This is a genomic window from Desulfosporosinus burensis, assembly GCF_054657535.1.
Genome location: NZ_BAAHYN010000016.1, coordinates 48850 through 66903 on the forward strand (window position 1 = coordinate 48850; position 18054 = coordinate 66903).

Genomic DNA, 18054 nt, shown 5'->3' on the forward strand with positions numbered 1-18054 from the left:
TAAATGGGGGATCATCAGAGGATGAAAATGCTCACAGAGATATGCAGAACCCGTAAAGGGACATGCACTCGAACCACGAATATCGAACCTCGAACCTCGATTTACACTGGAGGCGTGATTAAATGAGACAAAAGAACCTTAAAGTAACTGCTGGCATTCTCATAATAGTGGCCGCTGTTTTCTACCTGATAGTTGCCGGGTTTAGCACTGCTAATGCCGCTTATTACCTAAAGGTAGGTGAAGCTATCAACGGTAGTATTGATCCTGGTAAGTATTACCGTATTGAAGGAAAAATCGATGTCACTACGGCAACCTTTGACGGGAACAGTAACCCGGTCGTGCTTAAGTTTCAGATCTATGATGAAAACTCTCCCGACAAGAGATTGACAGTAATTTATAACGATGTCAAACCCGATAATTTTCAAGAGGCAACCGGGGCCGTAGTGGAAGGTAAGTTCGACACGGATGGCACTTTCCATGCCGATAATCTTAACCTCAAGTGCCCTTCCAAGTATGAGCAGGCAGACCAATCCCATCAGGAGGGTGCAGTTACTAAGTTTTTAAGATCTCTAGGTCTTAAAAGGTAGTAAAAATCAAGATCGGAGTGATGTACGCTAATGGCTGAAGTAGGCTATTTTTCAATAGTTTTGGCTCTGGTTTTGAGTTTATATGGAATTGTCGCGTTCCTAATGGCCATTCGTACAAAAAATCAATCTTTATTGGGGAGCGCTAAAGGAGCAACTTTAGCAGTAGCTTTTCTCAACACTGCGGCTAGCATAATCCTAATCTACTTTCTAATGAATGGCGATTACAGCATCAAATATGTTTATGAATACACAAGTAGTGATTTACCTGGCTTTTATCGATTTTCTGCTTGGTGGGCGGGCAATTCCGGTTCCTTGTTGCTTTGGCTGTTCCTACTATCCTGGTGTTCGGTAGTCGTTGCCTATTCTCGTAAAGGTAAGCTTTTGGCGCCCTATGCCAGCGGAATTTTACTCATTAACTCAGCTTTTTTTCTCTTCGTTCTAGCGTTTTTAACGAATCCATTTGAGCGGGTAAGTGGCTGGTACCCAGGAGCTATAGTAAGTGCCGGAGCAGGTATGAATCCGATGTTACAAAACCCAGGCATGGTGATTCATCCGCTTGCTACTTACCTAGGCTACGTCGGGTTTGCTATACCCTTCGCTTACGGGATGACTGCAATGATTACCAAAAATGCCGGAGATGAGTGGATTAGGATTACGCGTCGTTGGACGATCATAGCATGGCTATTTCTAAGTTTAGGTAATCTCTCTGGAGCTCAGTGGGCTTATATGGAGTTAGGTTGGGGTGGCTACTGGGGTTGGGATCCGGTAGAAAACGCTTCCTTACTACCATGGTTAACCGGTACTGCATTTCTCCATTCCGTTATGATCCAGGAGCGCAAAGACATGCTGAAGGTATGGAACGTAGCGCTGGTTACCATTACTTATGTGCTCACACTATTTGGTACCTTCTTGGTGCGCAGCGGCATACTAACTTCTGTTCATGCTTTTGGCAGTAACGAACTAGGGCGGTATTTCCTAGTGTTTACCGTCTTCATGTTGGCTGTTGGCATAATCTTGATTGTTACACGGAGTGCCTTCCTTACCCAGGGTCGCTCGTTCGAGGCCTTCCTCTCTAAGGAAAGCAGTTTTTTATTGAATAACTTAGTTCTAGTTGGCTTAGCTTTCGCAGTATTCTTAGGTACGATTTTCCCGATAATTTCTGAAGCCGTCCAGGGAGTAAAAGTCTCAGTGGGAGCGCCTTTCTTTAATACAGTCAGTGCCCCGTTAGGATTAGCTTTGTTTATCCTGATGGGAATCTGCCCGTTAATTGCCTGGCGCAAGGCTACTTCTAAAAGTTTGCTCGACAATTTCCTGGTGCCTACAGTTCTTACGACAGTAGCTATACTGGACATATTCCTTCTAGGGATTAGGAAACCCTATGCTTTAGCCGGTTATGGGATAGCGGTATTTTGTATTTCTACAATTCTACTGGAGATTGTCCAGGGAACGCGGGTGCGGCAGAGATTAACCGGGGAGTCTTTCCTGATGGCCATCTTTACTTTATTGATGCGCAATCGTCGGCGTCACGGGGGTTATATCATTCACTTGGGTATGGTGCTAATGTTGATCGCAATTACTGGTTCTCACACCTACAATCTTGATTTGACCAAAACTGTTAAGATCGGGGAAACTCTCGAGATAGGTTCCTACAAATTAACTTACAACAATTTATTTCAAAAAGATCTGGGTAATTCACGTCAGGCTGTTTATGCTTCGTTAAGCGTCTATGATCGGCATAGCGGTCGCATGCTCGGCGTAGTGGAACCACAGAAAGTATTTTATCCCACCTCGGATCAACCCTCCACTGAGGTTGGACTACGCACGACTTTAAAAGAAGATCTGTACATTGTTCTGGCGGATTGGCAAAAGGATAGGAGCGCGACATTCAAGATTTTTGTTAATCCTTTGGTTGCCTGGCTTTGGATTGGTGGCTATGTTTTGATATTCGGCACGATCTTTGCCCTTTGGCCCGGACGCGGTAGTCAATCTGGGGCTCACTACCTTCGAAGGCAGGATATCATTAAGGATAAGGTGGAGGGCGTAGTATGAAGAGATTGGGGTTAGTGCCAGTTATCATTGTCTTATTCACCTTGTTGTTTTTCCCTATAACGGCCCAAGGTAGCGAGACTTGGGAAACACGCCCTATACCTTTGGATGTGGAAAGTGGGGTAATATGTGTCCTTGATGGCTGTATGATGAATCTGGCAGCCTGCGAAACGTTAGCTGCCGAAAAATTAAGGGGCATTATCCGAGAAAAGATGTTCAAAGAGGGTTTGGATAAGGAACAAACGTATGCTTATCTAGCAGAGGTATATGGAGATAAAGTGTTGGCTGCACCGCCAAAAAGGGGTTTCAATTGGGTTGCTTGGCTTGGACCATTTGTGGCGACTATTGGTGGAGGTGCATTTATTTACCTGGGCTTAGAAAAATGGGTAGGTTCATCCCTGCGGGAAGAAGAAGTTGCCCCGCTTGATCCGGAGGATGCCCGTCGTTTGGACGAAGAGTTAAAGAAGTATTTATAAAAAGCGGGAGTCTAAGTTGCGGTTAGGCATCGGATAGGTGATAAGCCTTACTATTAAAAGGGCGTTTGGAGGTTGAAACCTTTGTATGCAGTTTTATTACTCGTATTATTGGTGTTGGTATCCCTAACTTTAATAGGCTATCCCATCTGGAAAGGTCGTGGAGATGAAGGGGAGCAAGCAGACTGGTTGAGTCCAGCTATGGCAACGGAAAAAGACGTGATTATGGGTACCCTAAGTGAAATCGAATTTGATTATCACATGAAAAAACTTTCGGAGGAAGATTACCGATCCTTAAAAAACAAGTATGCAAAAGTGGCCCTGGCTATCTTAGATACAGAGGATACCGATCTTGAGGGGGACAGTAATACCAAATAAGACAAATCGTGCGCATCAAGGGGAGATGAGACAAATGATTATAACCCGGGGCCTAATAAAAACAATCGATAGTAAAAATATTTTAAAGGGTATTGATCTGGAAATCGCCCCTGGGGAATTCGTTACTTGTTTTGGGCCTAATGGGGCCGGTAAAAGTACGACCCTAAAAATTCTGGCTATGCTCAGTAAACCTTCTGGTGGGCAGGTACTGATTGACGGTCAGGACGTAAGGGAGAACGGGTCAACTCTCCGACGTAAGATAGGAATGATATCTCATAATTCGTTTCTCTATGATAACTTAACGGCGCGAGAAAACTTGGAGTTTTACGGTAGAATGTATGAAGTGCCAGACCTAAAGCGACGGATTACACGACTGTTAGATGAAGTGGGATTGTCGTTTGCAACTGGTGATCCAGTCCATAGTTTCTCTCGAGGTATGCAGCAGAGACTCTCTATTGCGCGCGCGCTTGTCCACAAACCCCCCATTCTTTTGATGGACGAACCCTATACTGGGCTGGATGAAATGGCTAAAGGGGTTTTAAATGTAATTTTAAGTCAGTTAGCCCAGAGTAAACATACAGTTTTTCTGATTACCCATGACTTTGACCAGGGCTTGGAACAAAGTGACCAAGCTTTGATTCTAGTGGGTGGTCGTATTGCCTACACCTGCAATCCCCGGAGTTTACAGCGAGAAGAGTTTAGACGTCGGTATTTGGAGCTTGTAGGAGGAGTCAAATGAGTTTCCTCAGAAAAGTGAGAAGTTTACTTTGGAAAGAAATTAGAAGTGAGCTTCAGGGTAAGGAAATGCTGAGCACGATGATAGTATTCTCTCTATTGGTAGTGGTGGTTTTCGGATTTGCTATCAATCTAAACAAAGATTTAATGGGCGAGGTCTTGCCAGGTATCATTTGGATTACCATAATTTTCGCCGGAATATTCTGCCTTAACCGATCGTTCGCTGCGGAAAAACAGAATGACTGTTTGTATGGGTTGATGCTCTGTCCCCTAGACCGTAGTGCTATTTACGTGGCTAAAACGATCATGAACCTCTTGCTCATGGTTATTGTAGAAGGTGTAACAATCCCTCTCTTCTTCATTATCTTCAATTACCCCGGACCACAGCAGCTAGGCATGTTTGTAATTGTCCTTCTGCTTGGCACTTATTGTTTTATGGCTGTGGGCACCTGTTTGGCAGCTTTGTCTTCGGCGACAAAAAGCGGAGAGATTCTTATGCCGATTTTGTTGATTCCGCTGATTATTCCGGTTTTGCTTAGCGCTGTGATCGTTACCAAAGCTAGTTTTGGTCTAGTGGGAAGCGGAGCAGATCTGTTTCTTAAGATTCTGGTTGTCTACGGGGTTGTCTTTACCGTTTTACCTATGCTTCTCTTCGATTATTTACTGGAGGTGTAGTCTGTGCCTGAAAATACGCGCCCTTGTCTAATAGAAAAGGTTTTGGCGTGGTTAACTTTTCTTGCTGTGTTTGTGGCGCTTTATTTAGCACTAGTTTATGCGCCCACAGAAAAAACAATGGGTGATGTCCAACGAATCTTTTATTTTCACGTCGCTTCGGCTTGGGTCGGAATGATGGCCTTCTTCGTTGTTTTTGTTGCCAGTATCGCTTACCTACTTACCAGGCGGACAAACTGGGATATGTATGCCTATACGTCTGCGGAAATCGGTGTAGTTTTTACAACCATCGTTTTAATTACCGGCCCGATCTGGGCAAAACCCATCTGGAATACTTGGTGGACGTGGGATCCACGTCTGACCTCCACTCTGATCCTGTGGTTTTTGTATCTGGCCTATGCCAAGATTCGTTCGGCCATCGGCGAGGAGGAAAAGAAAGCACGTCTAGCTGCAGTGTTTGGCATCTTGGCCTTTGTGGTCGTGCCGATCGATTTCTTGGCAATTCGTTGGTGGAGGACTATGCACCCCGGTGCTCTGGTCACTTCGAATGGAATTGCGTTAGCCCCTGACATGATGCTGGCTTTCATTGCCAGCCTGTTCGCTTTTAGCTTATTGTACTGTTATTTTATGATGCGTAGTGTCCGTATTGAAAGGATGAAAGCGGAGATTCGTTGGTTAAAAGAGGGAATGTTCAACTAACGAATCAAGGGGTAGATAGTGAAGAAATCAAGAGTCGGGAACGGAGGTGCAATATGGATAAGTTGTTTTACTTGTCTCTCGCCTATTCTATTATTTGGGTTTTGATCTTCGGTTACAGTTTGCGTCTTGGTAAAAGACAAGCCAAGCTCCAGAAAGAGCTTGAACTTTTGAAAGCAGTCATCAATAGCAAATCTACCTAAGGTACCCCTGATAGTTCGACGGTCTTAAAGCAGACCTCTCCGATATATTGAGAGGAAGGAGGAGATCAGCATGGCGGATCTGGAAGAGAAGCGGGCGCGTCTAGAGGCTCTAGAATTACAAAGTAAAAAACGGCGGAAGTTGGTCTTAATTAGTCTCTGTACATTGTTGGTGGTGGGGGTAGTAGCTGTTGTTCTCTCGACCAAGGAGGTAATTCCCGGGTTCGATAACAAATATTCAATAGGAAAAAGTATTAACTATACCAATAAAACCATTGAAATGACTGAGGTAAACGCAGAGATTAATAACGGTCAAGTTAAATTATCTCTCGACGACTTGGAGAAAAACAAAATTATTTACGCCATGTATGATCCCAATTTTGATATAGGTAATAGCCAGAAAGGGTTACCGGTAATGGCTTATTTAAGCCCTGCGGGCCGGGTGATGGTGGCCAGTAGTTTTTGTGAACCATGCTATTCCCGCAAATTCCACATCGAAGGGGATGTTTTGGTTTGTAATGTTTGCTGGACCCGTTGGAGTCTCGCCGACTTAACGGGGTTGGGTGGCGGATGCACTAAGTATCCTCCTCAAGAGTTGAATTATACTGTTGACAAGGAAAACGGTAAAATCCTTCTTAATGAAGGCGATCTTAAAAACTGGAAGCCGCGAGATTATGACGCTTCAACGACTGCTAATATGGACTAAACTTAGTGAACTTTCGCTAATAAGGCGTTAGTGAAAGTACCTGGTGTTACTCAAGCAGAAGTCGATTTAGCTCATAAATAAGCGGTTGTTATAGGAACAGTAGATCGTTCGATGCTTGTTAAGGCCGTCGATGAGGCTGGTTACAGGGTCATTTAACTATCTGTAATTTTGTACAGATGCTGAAGAGATTGGGCGCTTGAAGGACCATGAGTACAAATAAGCAAATTAATAAAGTGGCTGGGGATTTAATCCTCGGCCACTTTTTAGTACGATCATTAAGTGGATGACTGCCTACCTAAATCATAATAAATTCGATGTCCTCCCGTAGCTTTACGAACAAAGCGAAGCAATTCAAGGACACGACATTCTCTTAAATTCACAAAAAATTCATAACTCATTCACAGCATAGTCTAATTGGTTGCAATGATACTACAAGCATGGGAGTAAGTATTCATAGCTTATAGGTTGTCGAATAACGAGAATCATAATACTAATATGCGGGGGGATCATATTACTGGAAGCCAATCTGATCGCCATAAAATCTACTGAATAAGTTTAACTGGGATGAAACCATTTGAGGTAGCCCAGTTATTTTTTACTTTGTATTGCTCTTATCACCTAAGTATTACAAAAACGTTAACTTTTGTCCAAAGGATATTCAAACTATTAGTCTATTATTTAAATATGGATGGGAGGTGACCCTAAGCTTTACAGATAGATAAAAAAACAACTTAGTCTAATAAACTGCTTATAAAATGGAGGTTATAGTATGCAAATTAGTCGACGAGATTTTATGAAGTGGGCTGCCGGATCTGCTATGGCTTTAGGACTTACTTCTTTAGATCTAATCAAAGTTGAGGAGGTTTTGGCTGCAAGTACTAGTCCGCCGGTTATTTGGCTGCAAGGTTCCATGTGTACGGGTTGTTCTATTTCTCTACTTAACGCCACCCAGCCGACCACAATCGACGATGTGCTGTTGAACCAAATCAGCGTTAAGTATCATCCTAATTTGGCCACGGCAGCAGGTGATCTGGCGGTTACTTCAATCATTGACACATCCACTGATTATAAAGGGGAATTTATTCTCTGTATTGAAGGCGGTATCCCAACAAGCACAAATGGTAATTACTGTGTTATCGCAGACAAAAAAGGAAAAAATTGGACTATGATCGATGCGGTGAATGAATTAGGACCAAAAGCAAAATATGTTCTGGCCATAGGCACCTGTGCTTCTTTTGGCGGAGTAGTTAAACCGTCGATTTACACAGGTATTAAGACAGTTAAAGAGGTTTTGAATGGGAAAACACAAAAACCAATCATAAATTTACCGGCTTGCCCGGCTCATCCGGAAACCATGGTTGGAACGATAGTAACTTTGTTAACCAAAGGCGTTCCTAAATTAGATAGTTATGGTAGGCCGGTCCAATATTATCCAACTACTGTCCACAATAATTGTCCTCGCCGTCATACAGAAATGGTGGATCAATACGGTGCTTTTGGCTGCTATAGAGGTATTGGTTGTAAAGGACCTGAAACCACTTTCAGTTGTCCTCTCCTTAAATGGAATAACGGTGTGAACTGGTGCATTGATAAGGCTGACATGCAATGCATAAGCTGCGCTTCCCCGAGTTTTCCAGAAGGGCCTTTTTATTACGGAGGAATGGGCTCTGGCGGAATGGATTCCGGTGGCACGAGTTCCAACCAGAGCTCCAGCATTGTGAATACAATCAGGTCTAAATCAAAGTTGTATAAGTTTAAAACTAGCTAATTTAGTAACTTAACTTAAGAAAGGAATAAGAATTATGCCGAATACTATTACTATAGACCCGGTAACCAAGGTAGAAGGTCACTTAAAAGTAAAGGTAGAGCTGGACAGCAGCAATAAAGTTACTACGGCCTATATGACAGGTAACCTGTTCAGGGATATGGAAAATATCTTGAAGGATCGACATCCTTGGGATGCGATCCATATTACGCAACGGATTTGCGGGGTTTGCCCAGTCTCACATGCCATTGCTTCGGTTAAAGCCAATGAACAAGCCATGGGTTTTACACCTAGTTCGCAAGCCACTTTGCAACGTACCATCATTCAGGCAGGCAACTATTTACAAGACCATATCCTGCATTTTTATCATTTGAGTTTAATGGATTATATTATTGGTCCCCAATTGAATCCTTGGTCACCCGGGTATGATGTAGACATGCGGATCAATAGTACGGACACTCAACGCCTAATCACTAATTACCTGGAAGGACTAAAAGTCCGTCGTCAGGCACAGGAAATGGTGGCTATCCTGGCTGGTAGGGTGCCTCACGTTATGAGTATAGCTCCCGGCGGCGTAACGATGCCCCTCGAGGCTGGGCTAATAACTCAAATGAAGAGCTACCTGGTAACCGTCAAAGACTTCATAAACAATAAATATTTGCCGGATGTAGAGACCTTAACTAGCGCGTACAGCGATTACTTCGCTATAGGTCAAGGCCCGCCCGGGCAATTTCCTCAGTTATGGGATATCATTATCCTCGATGTAATGATGCCATCAATTGACGGTGTTAAAGTTTGTGAGGAGATTAGGAAGTCTTCTACCGTTCCTATCATCATGTTAACGGCAAAGAATGAAGAAGCTGACAGAATCCTCGGCTTAGAAACAGGGGCTGATGATTATATGGGAAAACCCTTCAGCCCCAGGGAACTGGTTGCCAGGATCAAAGCCGCCTCGCGTAGAGCTTCAACCGGATCTGCGCCTGATCAGCATATTTTGACATTCACTGGAATGAGAATAGATTTGCTTAATCGGGATGTTTTTGTTTTGGACGAACAAATTTATTTAACGCCCAAGGAATTTGACCTCTTATCTATTTTAGCTAGGTCTCCGAAGCGGATATATAGCAGAGAGCAATTGTTAAGTGTATGGGGTATCGATTATTACGGTGATGTTAGAATAGTAGATACTAACATTAATCGCTTAAGAGATAAATTGCGAGTTCCCGGTGCACCTTCATTTGTTAGCACAGTGTGGGGCAGGGGATATAAGTTTGAAGTAATTGAGACTGAATAGAGGCCTTAACGTATCATTTGATGTTCTCCAGAGCCATCTGAACCACCTGAGTTACCTTTCATGGGTGTTGACATAGATTCTGACGGACCACCGCTCATATGTTGGCTTTCAGGCATAGAGTATCCGGATGATGTTGACTCTTCAGCTTTGTCGGGTGAGCTTTGACTTGATCCTGACTCGGAGGAATTCTTTGCTGGGGTACTCTCACCAGTCATCGGATTTCCCATTGAGTTAGACATTTCCTCGTGCATCTCGCTTTGAGAAGATATGGCCATGCTCTCTTTCGGGAAAAGTGAAATTAAGGTGGTATTTGCCTCGGACAACATATGAAGGGCATCCTTCGAGTTAGAACCATCAGCAGTGACAATTAATCCTTTTTCCAGAATACGCTTGTAAATCTGATAATGATTTACACTCATACCAAGGCTTTGAGCTGTTTTTTGAGTTTTTTCATCTGTCTTACTAACCATCATGTTAGCAGAGATGTTTTTCTCAAGCATATGACGTTCGATAGAGTCTCGCAGTTTCGCTTGATCGATAACGTCCACCGATTGGTTATCCATGGGGATAATGCTCGTCAGGATTAGGCTGTTACCTTGATTAAATACTCCTTGATTATTCGCTTTATCGATAATCAGGTCTACAGCAGCATAGATGTCCATCCCTTGAAGTTGAAGGTTCGATGGTGTATTTCCGGACCCTTGAGTTACACCGATTACATCAAGAACTTTAGCTTCACGGTTAACTAATAGTTCCAAACTTGTGTCCATATCCATCACAACAGCTGCCACAGCAGTATTAGGTCCTGAGACTATGTTGAAGACACTTAGAGTCAAGGCGAGTAGCAGGATTGCAGCGATAGAACCAAATTTGAGGAGTCTATGACTTAGAGGGTTATGCATAGGTAGCTCGGTTTCAATAACCTGTCCGAGGGCAGGAATGGTCTTCGGAGTTTTGATTTCCAAATAGTCGCCGCTTTCAGTGTAAAGGATGGTGGCCTTTTTTGATGTCTTCATGACAATGCCTCTCGTCTTTTTCATTATGCTAACCCCTCTCTTTAAGTTATTGGTCTATCTGAGTGAAACTTTTCAAAGATTCGAGTTCTGGATCCGATAGAATTAGAGCTGTTGCGATCAAATATTTTCTACCCCTTTCTAGAACCTTTCGCTTCACGCCTGTAAGGAGTTCTAACTCTTTGAGCGGTAAAAGCTTAGTTTTAGTTAGGTGTTTTAATAAATTGGGGTGTGCACAAAGCTCTTGGGCAACTCTCCATAGAGTTGCCTTACTGTCTCTATGCTTCGGGGAAACTTCGACTAAGTCTTCCAAAGTTATTCCGAACTCGGCTAGTATAATGGTATAGTTTTTTATTGTCTCTGCAAAATCATTTTTTTGTTCTTCTTCTTTATATAGTTCAAACGATGATGCTGAATCATAATCATTTAGATCATTATTGTCAGCCTCCGGTGGGGTTAGAGAGAGAGCTTGATGTTTAGACTCTTTGCGAAAGTAGTCTATCAACCGTCTGGTAATAACTGTTTTGGCAAAACCGTAGAAAGATGCCCCATCGTTAGGTTTAAAACTGTCTATTGCTTCATTAAAAGCGACTAGAGCGATGCTTAGCTCGTCATCATGTCCCCAGGTAAGATAGCGTTTACAGATGTTGGAGCTGATTTTTATGATAAATGGCTTGTGATTTTGTATGAACTCTTCTCTAATAAGTTCGTTTCCTTCTTTGGCTAGTAGTAAAGTTTGCTGAATCGTTAATTCTGGCACTTCAACCCCTCCACTTATTAGATTATTTTCGTATATGTATCAGAAATTTAAGGGGGTACCCGGAGAAAAAGTCCTGTCAAGAAAATTTCTCAACCTACCCCTCGATAATTATTAGTGGTGCCGTCTAACGACATGGGGGTCTGACTAGATAAAAGAATGGCTCAGACCATTATTAAGGGTCTGAGCCTTTAGTCCTCACTGAGCATAAAAACCCAGTCAATCTTGCTTGAAACGATTAGAATGCTCGTTCAGCGTCTTTGGAACTGGAAGAGTTGATGAACTGACCGTTTCCTAGCTCAGGGTATCATTTCTTTATGAACTTACTATGAAAAACCTATGAATTTCTTGTGAATACTGGACGGCAGTTCAATGGAGCAGTACAAGCATAATTAATCTATGGTGTTATATTGATTTTGAATTTGGAGCGGATTTTGAATTATCTGGCTTGTTGAGAGACAAAATACTACTTAGTGTAGTGAAATCAATTATGATTTTAAGGAGGGAATTCAGACTGATGATGAATGGATGGGGTGGCTATGGTGCTTATGGTGGAGGTTATTGGTGGATGGGCTTAATTGGTATGGCAGTCCAAATGATTTTTTGGATAGGTTTGTTCGTTCTTGGGATTTACCTATTTCGGCGTATTGGCAAACACGCCCCTATTGAGACAGGTGACCGGGGGGGTGCCTTGGACATTTTACGTGAACGGTATGCTCGCGGAGAAATTGATACAGAAGAATTTAACCGCCGTCGTGAGATTCTCCAAAATAAATAAGTAACCCAGTGAAAGAAGAGAACAGGCAGCTTGCAATGCTACCTGTTCTCCTTTTCGTTTTAAAATTTTACGTGAAAGAATCTCCACGAATTCTTCTCCTGTAATGGTTTCCTTATTCAACAAGTAACGCGCCAGCTCGTGTAACTTATCTGTATTTTCTTTCAGAATACTGATTGCCTTTTTATGAGCACTCTTAATAATGGTTAGTACTTCATCATCAATTTTTGCTGCTGTTTCAGCAGAACAGGTAAGGGAAGTATCACCTCCAAGGTATGGGTTATTCACAGTCTCTAGTGCCATCATCCTGTTCCAGGAGGGCCTACAAGCAATGCGCCCTTAGGCAGACTTGCACCAATTTCAGAATACTTTTTGGGGTTGTGAAGAAAATCGACAATCTCAGCGAGTGCCTCTTTCGATTCATCCTGTCCGGCTACATCAGCAAAGGTTTTGCCTGTCTGTGCCTGAACATAGATTTTAGCATTGCTTTTACCGAAAGTCATGGATTTCATTCCGCCCATGCGTTTTTGCATCTGAATTGCTATCAGTTGTCCGATTCCGATAAAGAGAATTAGGGGCAGAATCCATGTCAAAAGGAAATTATACAGAGGGGAATTCTCTTTCGGAATGACCTGAGAGAATTTTACCCCTGCATTGTACAGACGATTAACTAGATCCGGATCATTGATAGTTCCCGTGGAATATGTGCTGTTCTGATCAGCTTCATCTTTGGCAGTAAAAATAATCTGAGTATCCTGTATTTCCGCCTCAATCACAGCTCTACGTTCTACTTGGTTTAGAAGGTGCTGTAGTCAACCTGCGTGAACCTGTTGTTTCAATAATGATGGGAATACAAATGCATTGAGCAGCATCAAAATCAGCATTGCGACCACAGAATAATAAATAATAGATTTCGCTTGCTTTTTTGTTTTATTCATAATCTTTCCCTCGATTAATAATTGTCTCATAGAATCAAAGTGTTAAAATTCCCAATTCCTCCTTAAAACAATTTTCTAATTTATTTCGAAGAATTGAAAAGGCTTTCCAAAGAAAGCCTTAATAAAAGAGGAGAGGTAAAGAACTTATTTCTATTAAACTACTATATATCATTCTTATAAAGAACTTATGAATTAAATGTGAATATCTAGTGAACCTCCATTGTGGTTATTATGCAAACATTTAACAAATGTAGATCTCTTGCAGGACCTATGCACTTAATGGTAGTCCTTGGATACTAGGATAACCCTTACCCCAAAACATTCGGATTTCATCCGGCCAAAATTCGTCAAAAAGCCTTGCAAATCTATGCACAGTTGTGTCAAACTGGATATGGACCTATTGAATTCCTTTACGGGTTTTCAACCGGACCTCGCAACGAGTGTGGAAGAGGCTGCTGACCATTTCGCCGTGGGTGAAGCCTTCTCCATCACTCGTTTTTTCTTTTATATCCGCTTCGACCACATTCTCTTTTGTTTGATCTTCGTCTTCTTTCAAGTTCATTGCTACAACGGCAGCAATCGGTGTAAAACGTTGTTTGGTGACCACTTTGCCTTTTTTATTGGTGACTTTATAGGGCATCTTCATATAGATATCGGGAACAGCAACGGAAACCAATCCTGGACCTTGTATTTTGAGTTGCGGAAAGATTTCTTTAATAAGCATCCGGGCATTGATTGAAACAAAACGTTCTTGGCCGCTCCAAGGTTTTATTACTCTGCGGTAGATTGCTGTATTGCGCTTGGCTTTGGTGACCCAGTCATAAGAATTTGAAGTCAAAAAATTGAAGAAATCCTTGGATAGATATCAGCGGTCCATTGCCACCCACAAGCGGCAACTAACTGATTTACGTAGCTGTACGAGCATCTCTATTGCTAGGTCAAATTTTGTTGGACCTTCCCCTTTAACCTCCGGTTTACGCCATATACGGTAAAACAGAGGGTACTCAAGGCCATTTCGAAGGACTACATGCAAAGTGACAAGATTCATGGTCCAGACATTTATTTTCTTACTGTGGTCAAAAAGCCAACATAAAAACGGTAACTCTTTTCCGAAGGGGTGTGGATTTAATGTATCATCAAGTGCGATCACATCGCCCTCGTGCAACTGGGTATCTAGATCATCCTGTAGGCGACCGACACGCTTTTCACCAAATAAAGACCAATTATACGACGTGGTAAGGAAACGGCTCATGGTTGATTGGATGATTGGATGATTTTCTTACCTTGGAATAAATATCGAAGTAAAGCATCTTTACCAGCCATCTCGGCCATTTTAGAAACGGAAGTGCAATGAGAGATGAGACCGACAACGTATAGGAAAGCCGTCATCCAGGTGGGCACACCGCGAAGTTTATTGATTCCAGCTTGCGTAAGAAGGATAGAGAAATCAAAACGATCCCATAACTTGAGTAAAATTGGTACTCCAGCACATTCACCTTGAGGTAGGTCGCGAAAATGAGGCTTAGCTAATTAATATCACAAATACTGTTCAAGATTGTGAAGTAATGTGTGAACACATGATTACCCATCTCCTTATGCATTCCCAAGATCTTCATCTAAGGCATAGACAATTACAACTACTACGAGATTGTGCAGATATCTGTACGCTGACTGCCAAATACCTTGCTCGGCATAGCCCTTATAGCAAATCAATAGCAGGCCTTTGCGCGAGTATATGTGAAGCATGTGGAAATGAATGTGCACGATTTACCGACAAGGAATCTCAAAAATGTGCCCACATCTGTTTGCACTGTGCCATGGAATGTCGAGCGTTTGCAATGTAGAGAAGATAACCCGACTCTCAATAAGTACTGAGAGTCGGGTTTTATCATCGTGAATAGTTATCCATACATCTCACGGTTCTGCGACAATATGCTTTAAAATTTTTGTATTCTGATCCTCTATACTTCGAATCCTTAAGCCAGCTTTAATAATATTCTCGACTGTCCTACGGTTAATATGTGGACCTATCATTCGCACGGTTAGAGGATCCAAAAGATCCATAATCTTTCCTAATATGGGATTATCACTTCGGACATGTTCTAGAAGTAAGACCTTTCCTCTTGGTTTACAAACACGTTTAATTTCTTCTAAGCCCTTGATCGGATCCGGCACAGAGCAGAAAACACAGGTCGCGACTACAGTATCAAAGCTTTCTTCCGGGAATTGAAGGTTTTGCGCATCCATCTCCAGTAAAGAAACAGTAATTTTTAATTTCTGAGCCCTCTCTTTCGCCCTCTCAAGCATACCTGGACTTAGATCAATCCCCGTAATATCACAAGTGGGTGGATAATATTCAAGATTTTTTCCCGTTCCCACTCCAACTTCAAGAACCTTGCCCTTTGCTTGTTTAAGTATCTTTTTTCTTAGGTCTGATTTAATCATCCGATCCATAATATCGTAGAACTTTGAAGTGCGATTATATCTTTTGCGAGTTAACAAAGTCTCTTTGTCCATAATAATCCTTTCTCTTAAGCTCTTTACGAAAATTCTAACTCTAGTTTAGTGTGACAAACATAAGATGATATTATTCCTCTTTCCACGGGCATAGTGTTCTCTTCTTCATAAGAATAGAAGATCATGTTAAAAAATGCCCACAAGAATCTTAGGAATAAGGTACATTTTCATTAAATCCCCATAATCTAAAATAGAAAGAGGGGATTAGATGAATGGACAATATTTATTCATCGTTTTGTAATAGAACACCTCCATTGCCTGGGCCGAATCCTTGTGAACCTGTTTCTTGTGAATGTCATTTTCCTAAAGAACCTTTAAGTTTGGGTCTGACCATTTTTGCTCCGGTTAGTTCTGTACCAGGAAGCGCTTCGTTTTTTTTCTTACAACCACTGTTAACGGGAAAGGTATTTGCTTCCGTAGGTGTTCTCATCGTTACCCAATTTTTCCTGTTTCTTGCTGATCGTTTTTTTGGTCATGAATTAATACCGGTTCAGAAAGGTCCTGTTATATCTCCAGAACAAACTGTGCGGATGTCGTTAAGTGAATTACAGGACTTTTTGGCCTCGGTGTCACGCGGCAATGTACAGCCTTCAACCAGTACATCCGCCCCTTCAACCGATCAAGCTGTTACTGGGATATTTCCCCAGGAAACACCGGAGATTCCCCTAGTATTTAGTTTAGCAGTCTATGGCGATTTTACAGATAAACCTTATTGTCCGGCTGTCTTTCTTCTTTTTCCTTTATTTACGTTTCCAGGCGTGCGAGGAGCCTTGCCTTTACTGATATTAGAACTTTTAACAACTATTTTTGTAAGGGCGGTCGTGCCGCCGGAAACAACTGGTTCCAAACCATTGACTGGCCCAGCTTCAAATAGTAAATTACAATCACTGCAATTTTTACCGGAGGATTTATTGAACTTATTGAACCGATTTGGCAAACGCTTTGGAACTTGACGTTCGTTTCCATAGTTCTATTGTGAGAAAGGTTGATGAAAACGCTAATTGCCTGCCAGAACGCAACTCAACGCTCTGGTTTTTTTAATATATCGGAAAGTATAAGTCTTTTGATCTATTTCGAGATGACAAGGAACCAAATAAATTATTAGGAATAATATGGTAATGGAATAAGGGGTGATATTAATGACACCAGGCTGTAGATTTTGGATTTTTACTCCTTTGTGGCTCATTCAAAGTTATTGGATTGTTTGGCTGGTGTTCTCTTTTGTAGTTTCTTTTGTACTAGGAGCTGTCATCCTGCGTAATTGGGAGACTGTTAAGTGATGTATACGCTCTGGTTAGGAGGGGCTTGAATGAATAGTTTTCCAGTTCAAAAATCCAAGAACACTAATCCGACGGAAGGTAAGTATTGGGGAGTTTGGTTACCAGTACCCACTATCATTGCGATTATCAACTCGATTTTCTGGATTTGGTTAATTTCTAAAACAGTAGGTCTTACAGAAGCGCCTAAAACAACTGAAAGCGAAAATGCCGTAATTGAGCAGTTTTAAGTAAGGAGTGAGTGCTTTTTATGAGGGGGCCATCAAGTCCGTATATGCTTATGCAACAGTATCTTGAGCAGTACCTTAACGGTATTTCTTGGCGTCCTCAATCAATTGCAGAACGACAATATATTGAAAAGATCAAGCATGCTTTAGCAGAGCAACAACGTAAGTTTTATGCGAGAATCCTTAATCCACTTAATTTATCTCCACTTTCAGTAACGTTCTGGTTTCCTGTTATTCCCAGTCTGGCGATTGGTGTATCAGTAGCAAATTTGGGAGAAGTAGATATTTATATTAGACAGGCAATGGAGCCAACGTTCGCCAATATATTTTCGGCGTTTATAATCCTTGAGTTTCATGTGCCTCCTCCGTTCGCCTTATTAATCTTGGCTTCCTGTTTGGGGCTTTATCTTACTGGTAAAATAAATAAATTGCTGGAAACCGTAAAAAAATTATTAACGGAACAAAAGGAAAGGCTCCAGGCTTTAGAAGAAGAACTTGACTTTTTGTCGACTCAAGCATGCCTAGATTTAGAAGAAAAAATATTAGAAACTATAGCCGAAGAAAAACATAGGTCAAGCATCGAAGCCCTAAATCCGTTTCAATTAGCCCCTATTTCGATGTCGATTTTTTTCCCGGTTTTTAAAGATCATACAGCCATTGGTATAGTGTTCCATGATCTTGATTATTTAGCGATAGCTATCTTACAAGCTATTGAACCTAATGATAAGATGTATAGTATCTTTAGATTTATTCATGCTCAAGTTCCTTTTTCTCTAACTTTATTGGTAATGTTTCTTGCCATTCACCTCTTTCTGAGTGATGAAATTAATAAGATCGAACAAGGAGCTCGTGAAGGAAGTTATTAATGAAGTCAAGGGGAGTATTCAACAAATGAAAAAGAATTATTAGGTTTAAATTATTTACGGATAACATTAGTAATGGATGGGGGGACTTTGGATATGTCTCTATTGGATTTGTGGTTATACGGTGTTACGTTA

Annotated in this window: 22 protein-coding genes and 1 pseudogene; 16 read left to right on the forward strand and 7 right to left on the reverse strand. The window is 41.7% G+C overall.

The window, feature by feature from the left end; genetic code table 11:
* Positions 1 to 122: 122 nt before the first annotated feature.
* The 11 genes from ACYQ3Q_RS23670 to ACYQ3Q_RS23720 all read left to right on the forward strand — a co-directional run bounded on the left by ACYQ3Q_RS23670 (position 123) and on the right by ACYQ3Q_RS23720 (position 9552).
* Entirely contained in the window at positions 123 to 587 is a 465-nt protein-coding gene (locus ACYQ3Q_RS23670) for a cytochrome c maturation protein CcmE (RefSeq protein ID WP_459930908.1), read from the forward strand.
* Between the two features lie 30 nt (positions 588 to 617).
* Positions 618 to 2636 carry a heme lyase CcmF/NrfE family subunit gene (locus tag ACYQ3Q_RS23675; protein WP_459930909.1) on the forward strand — a complete coding sequence of 673 codons (2019 nt, stop codon included), beginning with the start codon at positions 618 to 620 and terminating at the stop codon, positions 2634 to 2636.
* Positions 2633 to 3109, forward strand: a complete 477-nt coding sequence (locus ACYQ3Q_RS23680) for a cytochrome c-type biogenesis protein (protein WP_459930910.1) — start codon at positions 2633 to 2635, stop codon at positions 3107 to 3109. Before ACYQ3Q_RS23675 ends, ACYQ3Q_RS23680 begins: the two co-directional genes overlap by 4 nt.
* Before the next feature lie 81 nt (positions 3110 to 3190).
* Entirely contained in the window at positions 3191 to 3484 is a 294-nt protein-coding gene (locus tag ACYQ3Q_RS23685; protein ID WP_459930911.1) for a hypothetical protein, read from the forward strand.
* Between the two features lie 34 nt (positions 3485 to 3518).
* On the forward strand, positions 3519 to 4223 hold the full coding sequence (ccmA, locus tag ACYQ3Q_RS23690; protein ID WP_459930912.1) for a heme ABC exporter ATP-binding protein CcmA: 705 nt from the start codon (positions 3519 to 3521) through the stop codon (positions 4221 to 4223).
* Positions 4220 to 4894, forward strand: a complete 675-nt coding sequence (locus ACYQ3Q_RS23695) for a heme exporter protein CcmB (RefSeq protein ID WP_459930913.1) — start codon at positions 4220 to 4222, stop codon at positions 4892 to 4894. Before ccmA ends, ACYQ3Q_RS23695 begins: the two co-directional genes overlap by 4 nt.
* A gap of 3 nt (positions 4895 to 4897) precedes the next feature.
* Positions 4898 to 5590, forward strand: coding sequence for a cytochrome c biogenesis protein (locus ACYQ3Q_RS23700; RefSeq protein ID WP_459930914.1), 693 nt, complete (start codon positions 4898 to 4900; stop codon positions 5588 to 5590).
* Positions 5591 to 5643: 53 nt separating this feature from the next.
* A complete protein-coding gene (locus ACYQ3Q_RS23705) occupies positions 5644 to 5790 on the forward strand; it encodes a CcmD family protein (protein WP_459930915.1) in 147 nt (48 codons plus the stop codon).
* Between the two features lie 70 nt (positions 5791 to 5860).
* Positions 5861 to 6493, forward strand: coding sequence for a Fe-S-containing protein (locus ACYQ3Q_RS23710; protein ID WP_459930916.1), 633 nt, complete (start codon positions 5861 to 5863; stop codon positions 6491 to 6493).
* A 769-nt stretch (positions 6494 to 7262) separates the two neighbouring features.
* Positions 7263 to 8261: a hydrogenase small subunit gene (locus ACYQ3Q_RS23715; RefSeq protein WP_459930917.1), complete on the forward strand. Its 999-nt coding sequence runs from the start codon at positions 7263 to 7265 to the stop codon at positions 8259 to 8261.
* Positions 8262 to 8295: 34 nt separating this feature from the next.
* On the forward strand, positions 8296 to 9552 hold the full coding sequence (locus tag ACYQ3Q_RS23720; RefSeq protein WP_459930918.1) for a nickel-dependent hydrogenase large subunit: 1257 nt from the start codon (positions 8296 to 8298) through the stop codon (positions 9550 to 9552).
* Between the two features lie 5 nt (positions 9553 to 9557).
* Here ACYQ3Q_RS23720 and ACYQ3Q_RS23725 read toward each other — a convergent pair whose 3' ends face one another.
* Positions 9558 to 10592: an anti-sigma factor domain-containing protein gene (locus tag ACYQ3Q_RS23725; protein WP_459930919.1), complete on the reverse strand. Its 1035-nt coding sequence runs from the start codon at positions 10590 to 10592 to the stop codon at positions 9558 to 9560.
* A gap of 22 nt (positions 10593 to 10614) precedes the next feature.
* Positions 10615 to 11325: an RNA polymerase sigma-I factor gene (gene sigI, locus ACYQ3Q_RS23730; protein WP_459930920.1), complete on the reverse strand. Its 711-nt coding sequence runs from the start codon at positions 11323 to 11325 to the stop codon at positions 10615 to 10617.
* Between the two features lie 514 nt (positions 11326 to 11839).
* On the opposite strand from sigI, the gene ACYQ3Q_RS23735 reads away from it, so the two are divergent.
* Entirely contained in the window at positions 11840 to 12100 is a 261-nt protein-coding gene (locus ACYQ3Q_RS23735) for an SHOCT domain-containing protein (protein ID WP_459930921.1), read from the forward strand.
* On the opposite strand, the gene ACYQ3Q_RS23740 is transcribed toward ACYQ3Q_RS23735, so the two are convergent.
* The 4 genes and pseudogenes from ACYQ3Q_RS23740 to ACYQ3Q_RS23755 all read right to left on the reverse strand — a co-directional run bounded on the left by ACYQ3Q_RS23740 (position 12023) and on the right by ACYQ3Q_RS23755 (position 14287).
* Entirely contained in the window at positions 12023 to 12403 is a 381-nt protein-coding gene (locus ACYQ3Q_RS23740; protein ID WP_459930922.1) for a hypothetical protein, read from the reverse strand. The two genes, ACYQ3Q_RS23735 and ACYQ3Q_RS23740, sit on opposite strands and share 78 nt — an antisense overlap.
* Positions 12403 to 13035 (reverse strand): annotated as a pseudogene (locus ACYQ3Q_RS23745) (ATP-dependent metallopeptidase FtsH/Yme1/Tma family protein); the annotation flags it as partial. The pseudogene ACYQ3Q_RS23745 and the gene ACYQ3Q_RS23740, both read right to left, overlap by 1 nt.
* 397 nt (positions 13036 to 13432) lie before the next feature.
* The gene (locus tag ACYQ3Q_RS23750) at positions 13433 to 13873 is read right to left on the reverse strand and encodes a hypothetical protein (protein WP_459930923.1); all 441 of its coding nucleotides are present in this window, start codon (positions 13871 to 13873) and stop codon (positions 13433 to 13435) included.
* A gap of 27 nt (positions 13874 to 13900) precedes the next feature.
* A complete protein-coding gene (locus ACYQ3Q_RS23755) occupies positions 13901 to 14287 on the reverse strand; it encodes a hypothetical protein (RefSeq protein WP_459930924.1) in 387 nt (128 codons plus the stop codon).
* A gap of 283 nt (positions 14288 to 14570) precedes the next feature.
* Between ACYQ3Q_RS23755 and ACYQ3Q_RS28705 the strand changes: the two genes are divergently transcribed.
* Positions 14571 to 14879, forward strand: coding sequence for a four-helix bundle copper-binding protein (locus ACYQ3Q_RS28705; protein WP_487247263.1), 309 nt, complete (start codon positions 14571 to 14573; stop codon positions 14877 to 14879).
* 70 nt (positions 14880 to 14949) lie between these two features.
* Here ACYQ3Q_RS28705 and ACYQ3Q_RS23760 read toward each other — a convergent pair whose 3' ends face one another.
* Positions 14950 to 15552: a class I SAM-dependent methyltransferase gene (locus ACYQ3Q_RS23760; protein WP_459930925.1), complete on the reverse strand. Its 603-nt coding sequence runs from the start codon at positions 15550 to 15552 to the stop codon at positions 14950 to 14952.
* A 212-nt stretch (positions 15553 to 15764) separates the two neighbouring features.
* Here ACYQ3Q_RS23760 and ACYQ3Q_RS23765 point away from each other — a divergent pair, with 212 nt between their 5' ends.
* The 3 genes from ACYQ3Q_RS23765 to ACYQ3Q_RS23775 all read left to right on the forward strand — a co-directional run bounded on the left by ACYQ3Q_RS23765 (position 15765) and on the right by ACYQ3Q_RS23775 (position 17922).
* Complete coding sequence (locus tag ACYQ3Q_RS23765) at positions 15765 to 16505, forward strand: hypothetical protein (protein ID WP_459930926.1); 741 nt, start codon at positions 15765 to 15767, stop codon at positions 16503 to 16505.
* A gap of 356 nt (positions 16506 to 16861) precedes the next feature.
* Positions 16862 to 17059, forward strand: coding sequence for a hypothetical protein (locus tag ACYQ3Q_RS23770; protein WP_459930927.1), 198 nt, complete (start codon positions 16862 to 16864; stop codon positions 17057 to 17059).
* Positions 17060 to 17103: 44 nt separating this feature from the next.
* Positions 17104 to 17922, forward strand: a complete 819-nt coding sequence (locus tag ACYQ3Q_RS23775; RefSeq protein ID WP_459930928.1) for a hypothetical protein — start codon at positions 17104 to 17106, stop codon at positions 17920 to 17922.
* Positions 17923 to 18054: the final 132 nt, after the last annotated feature.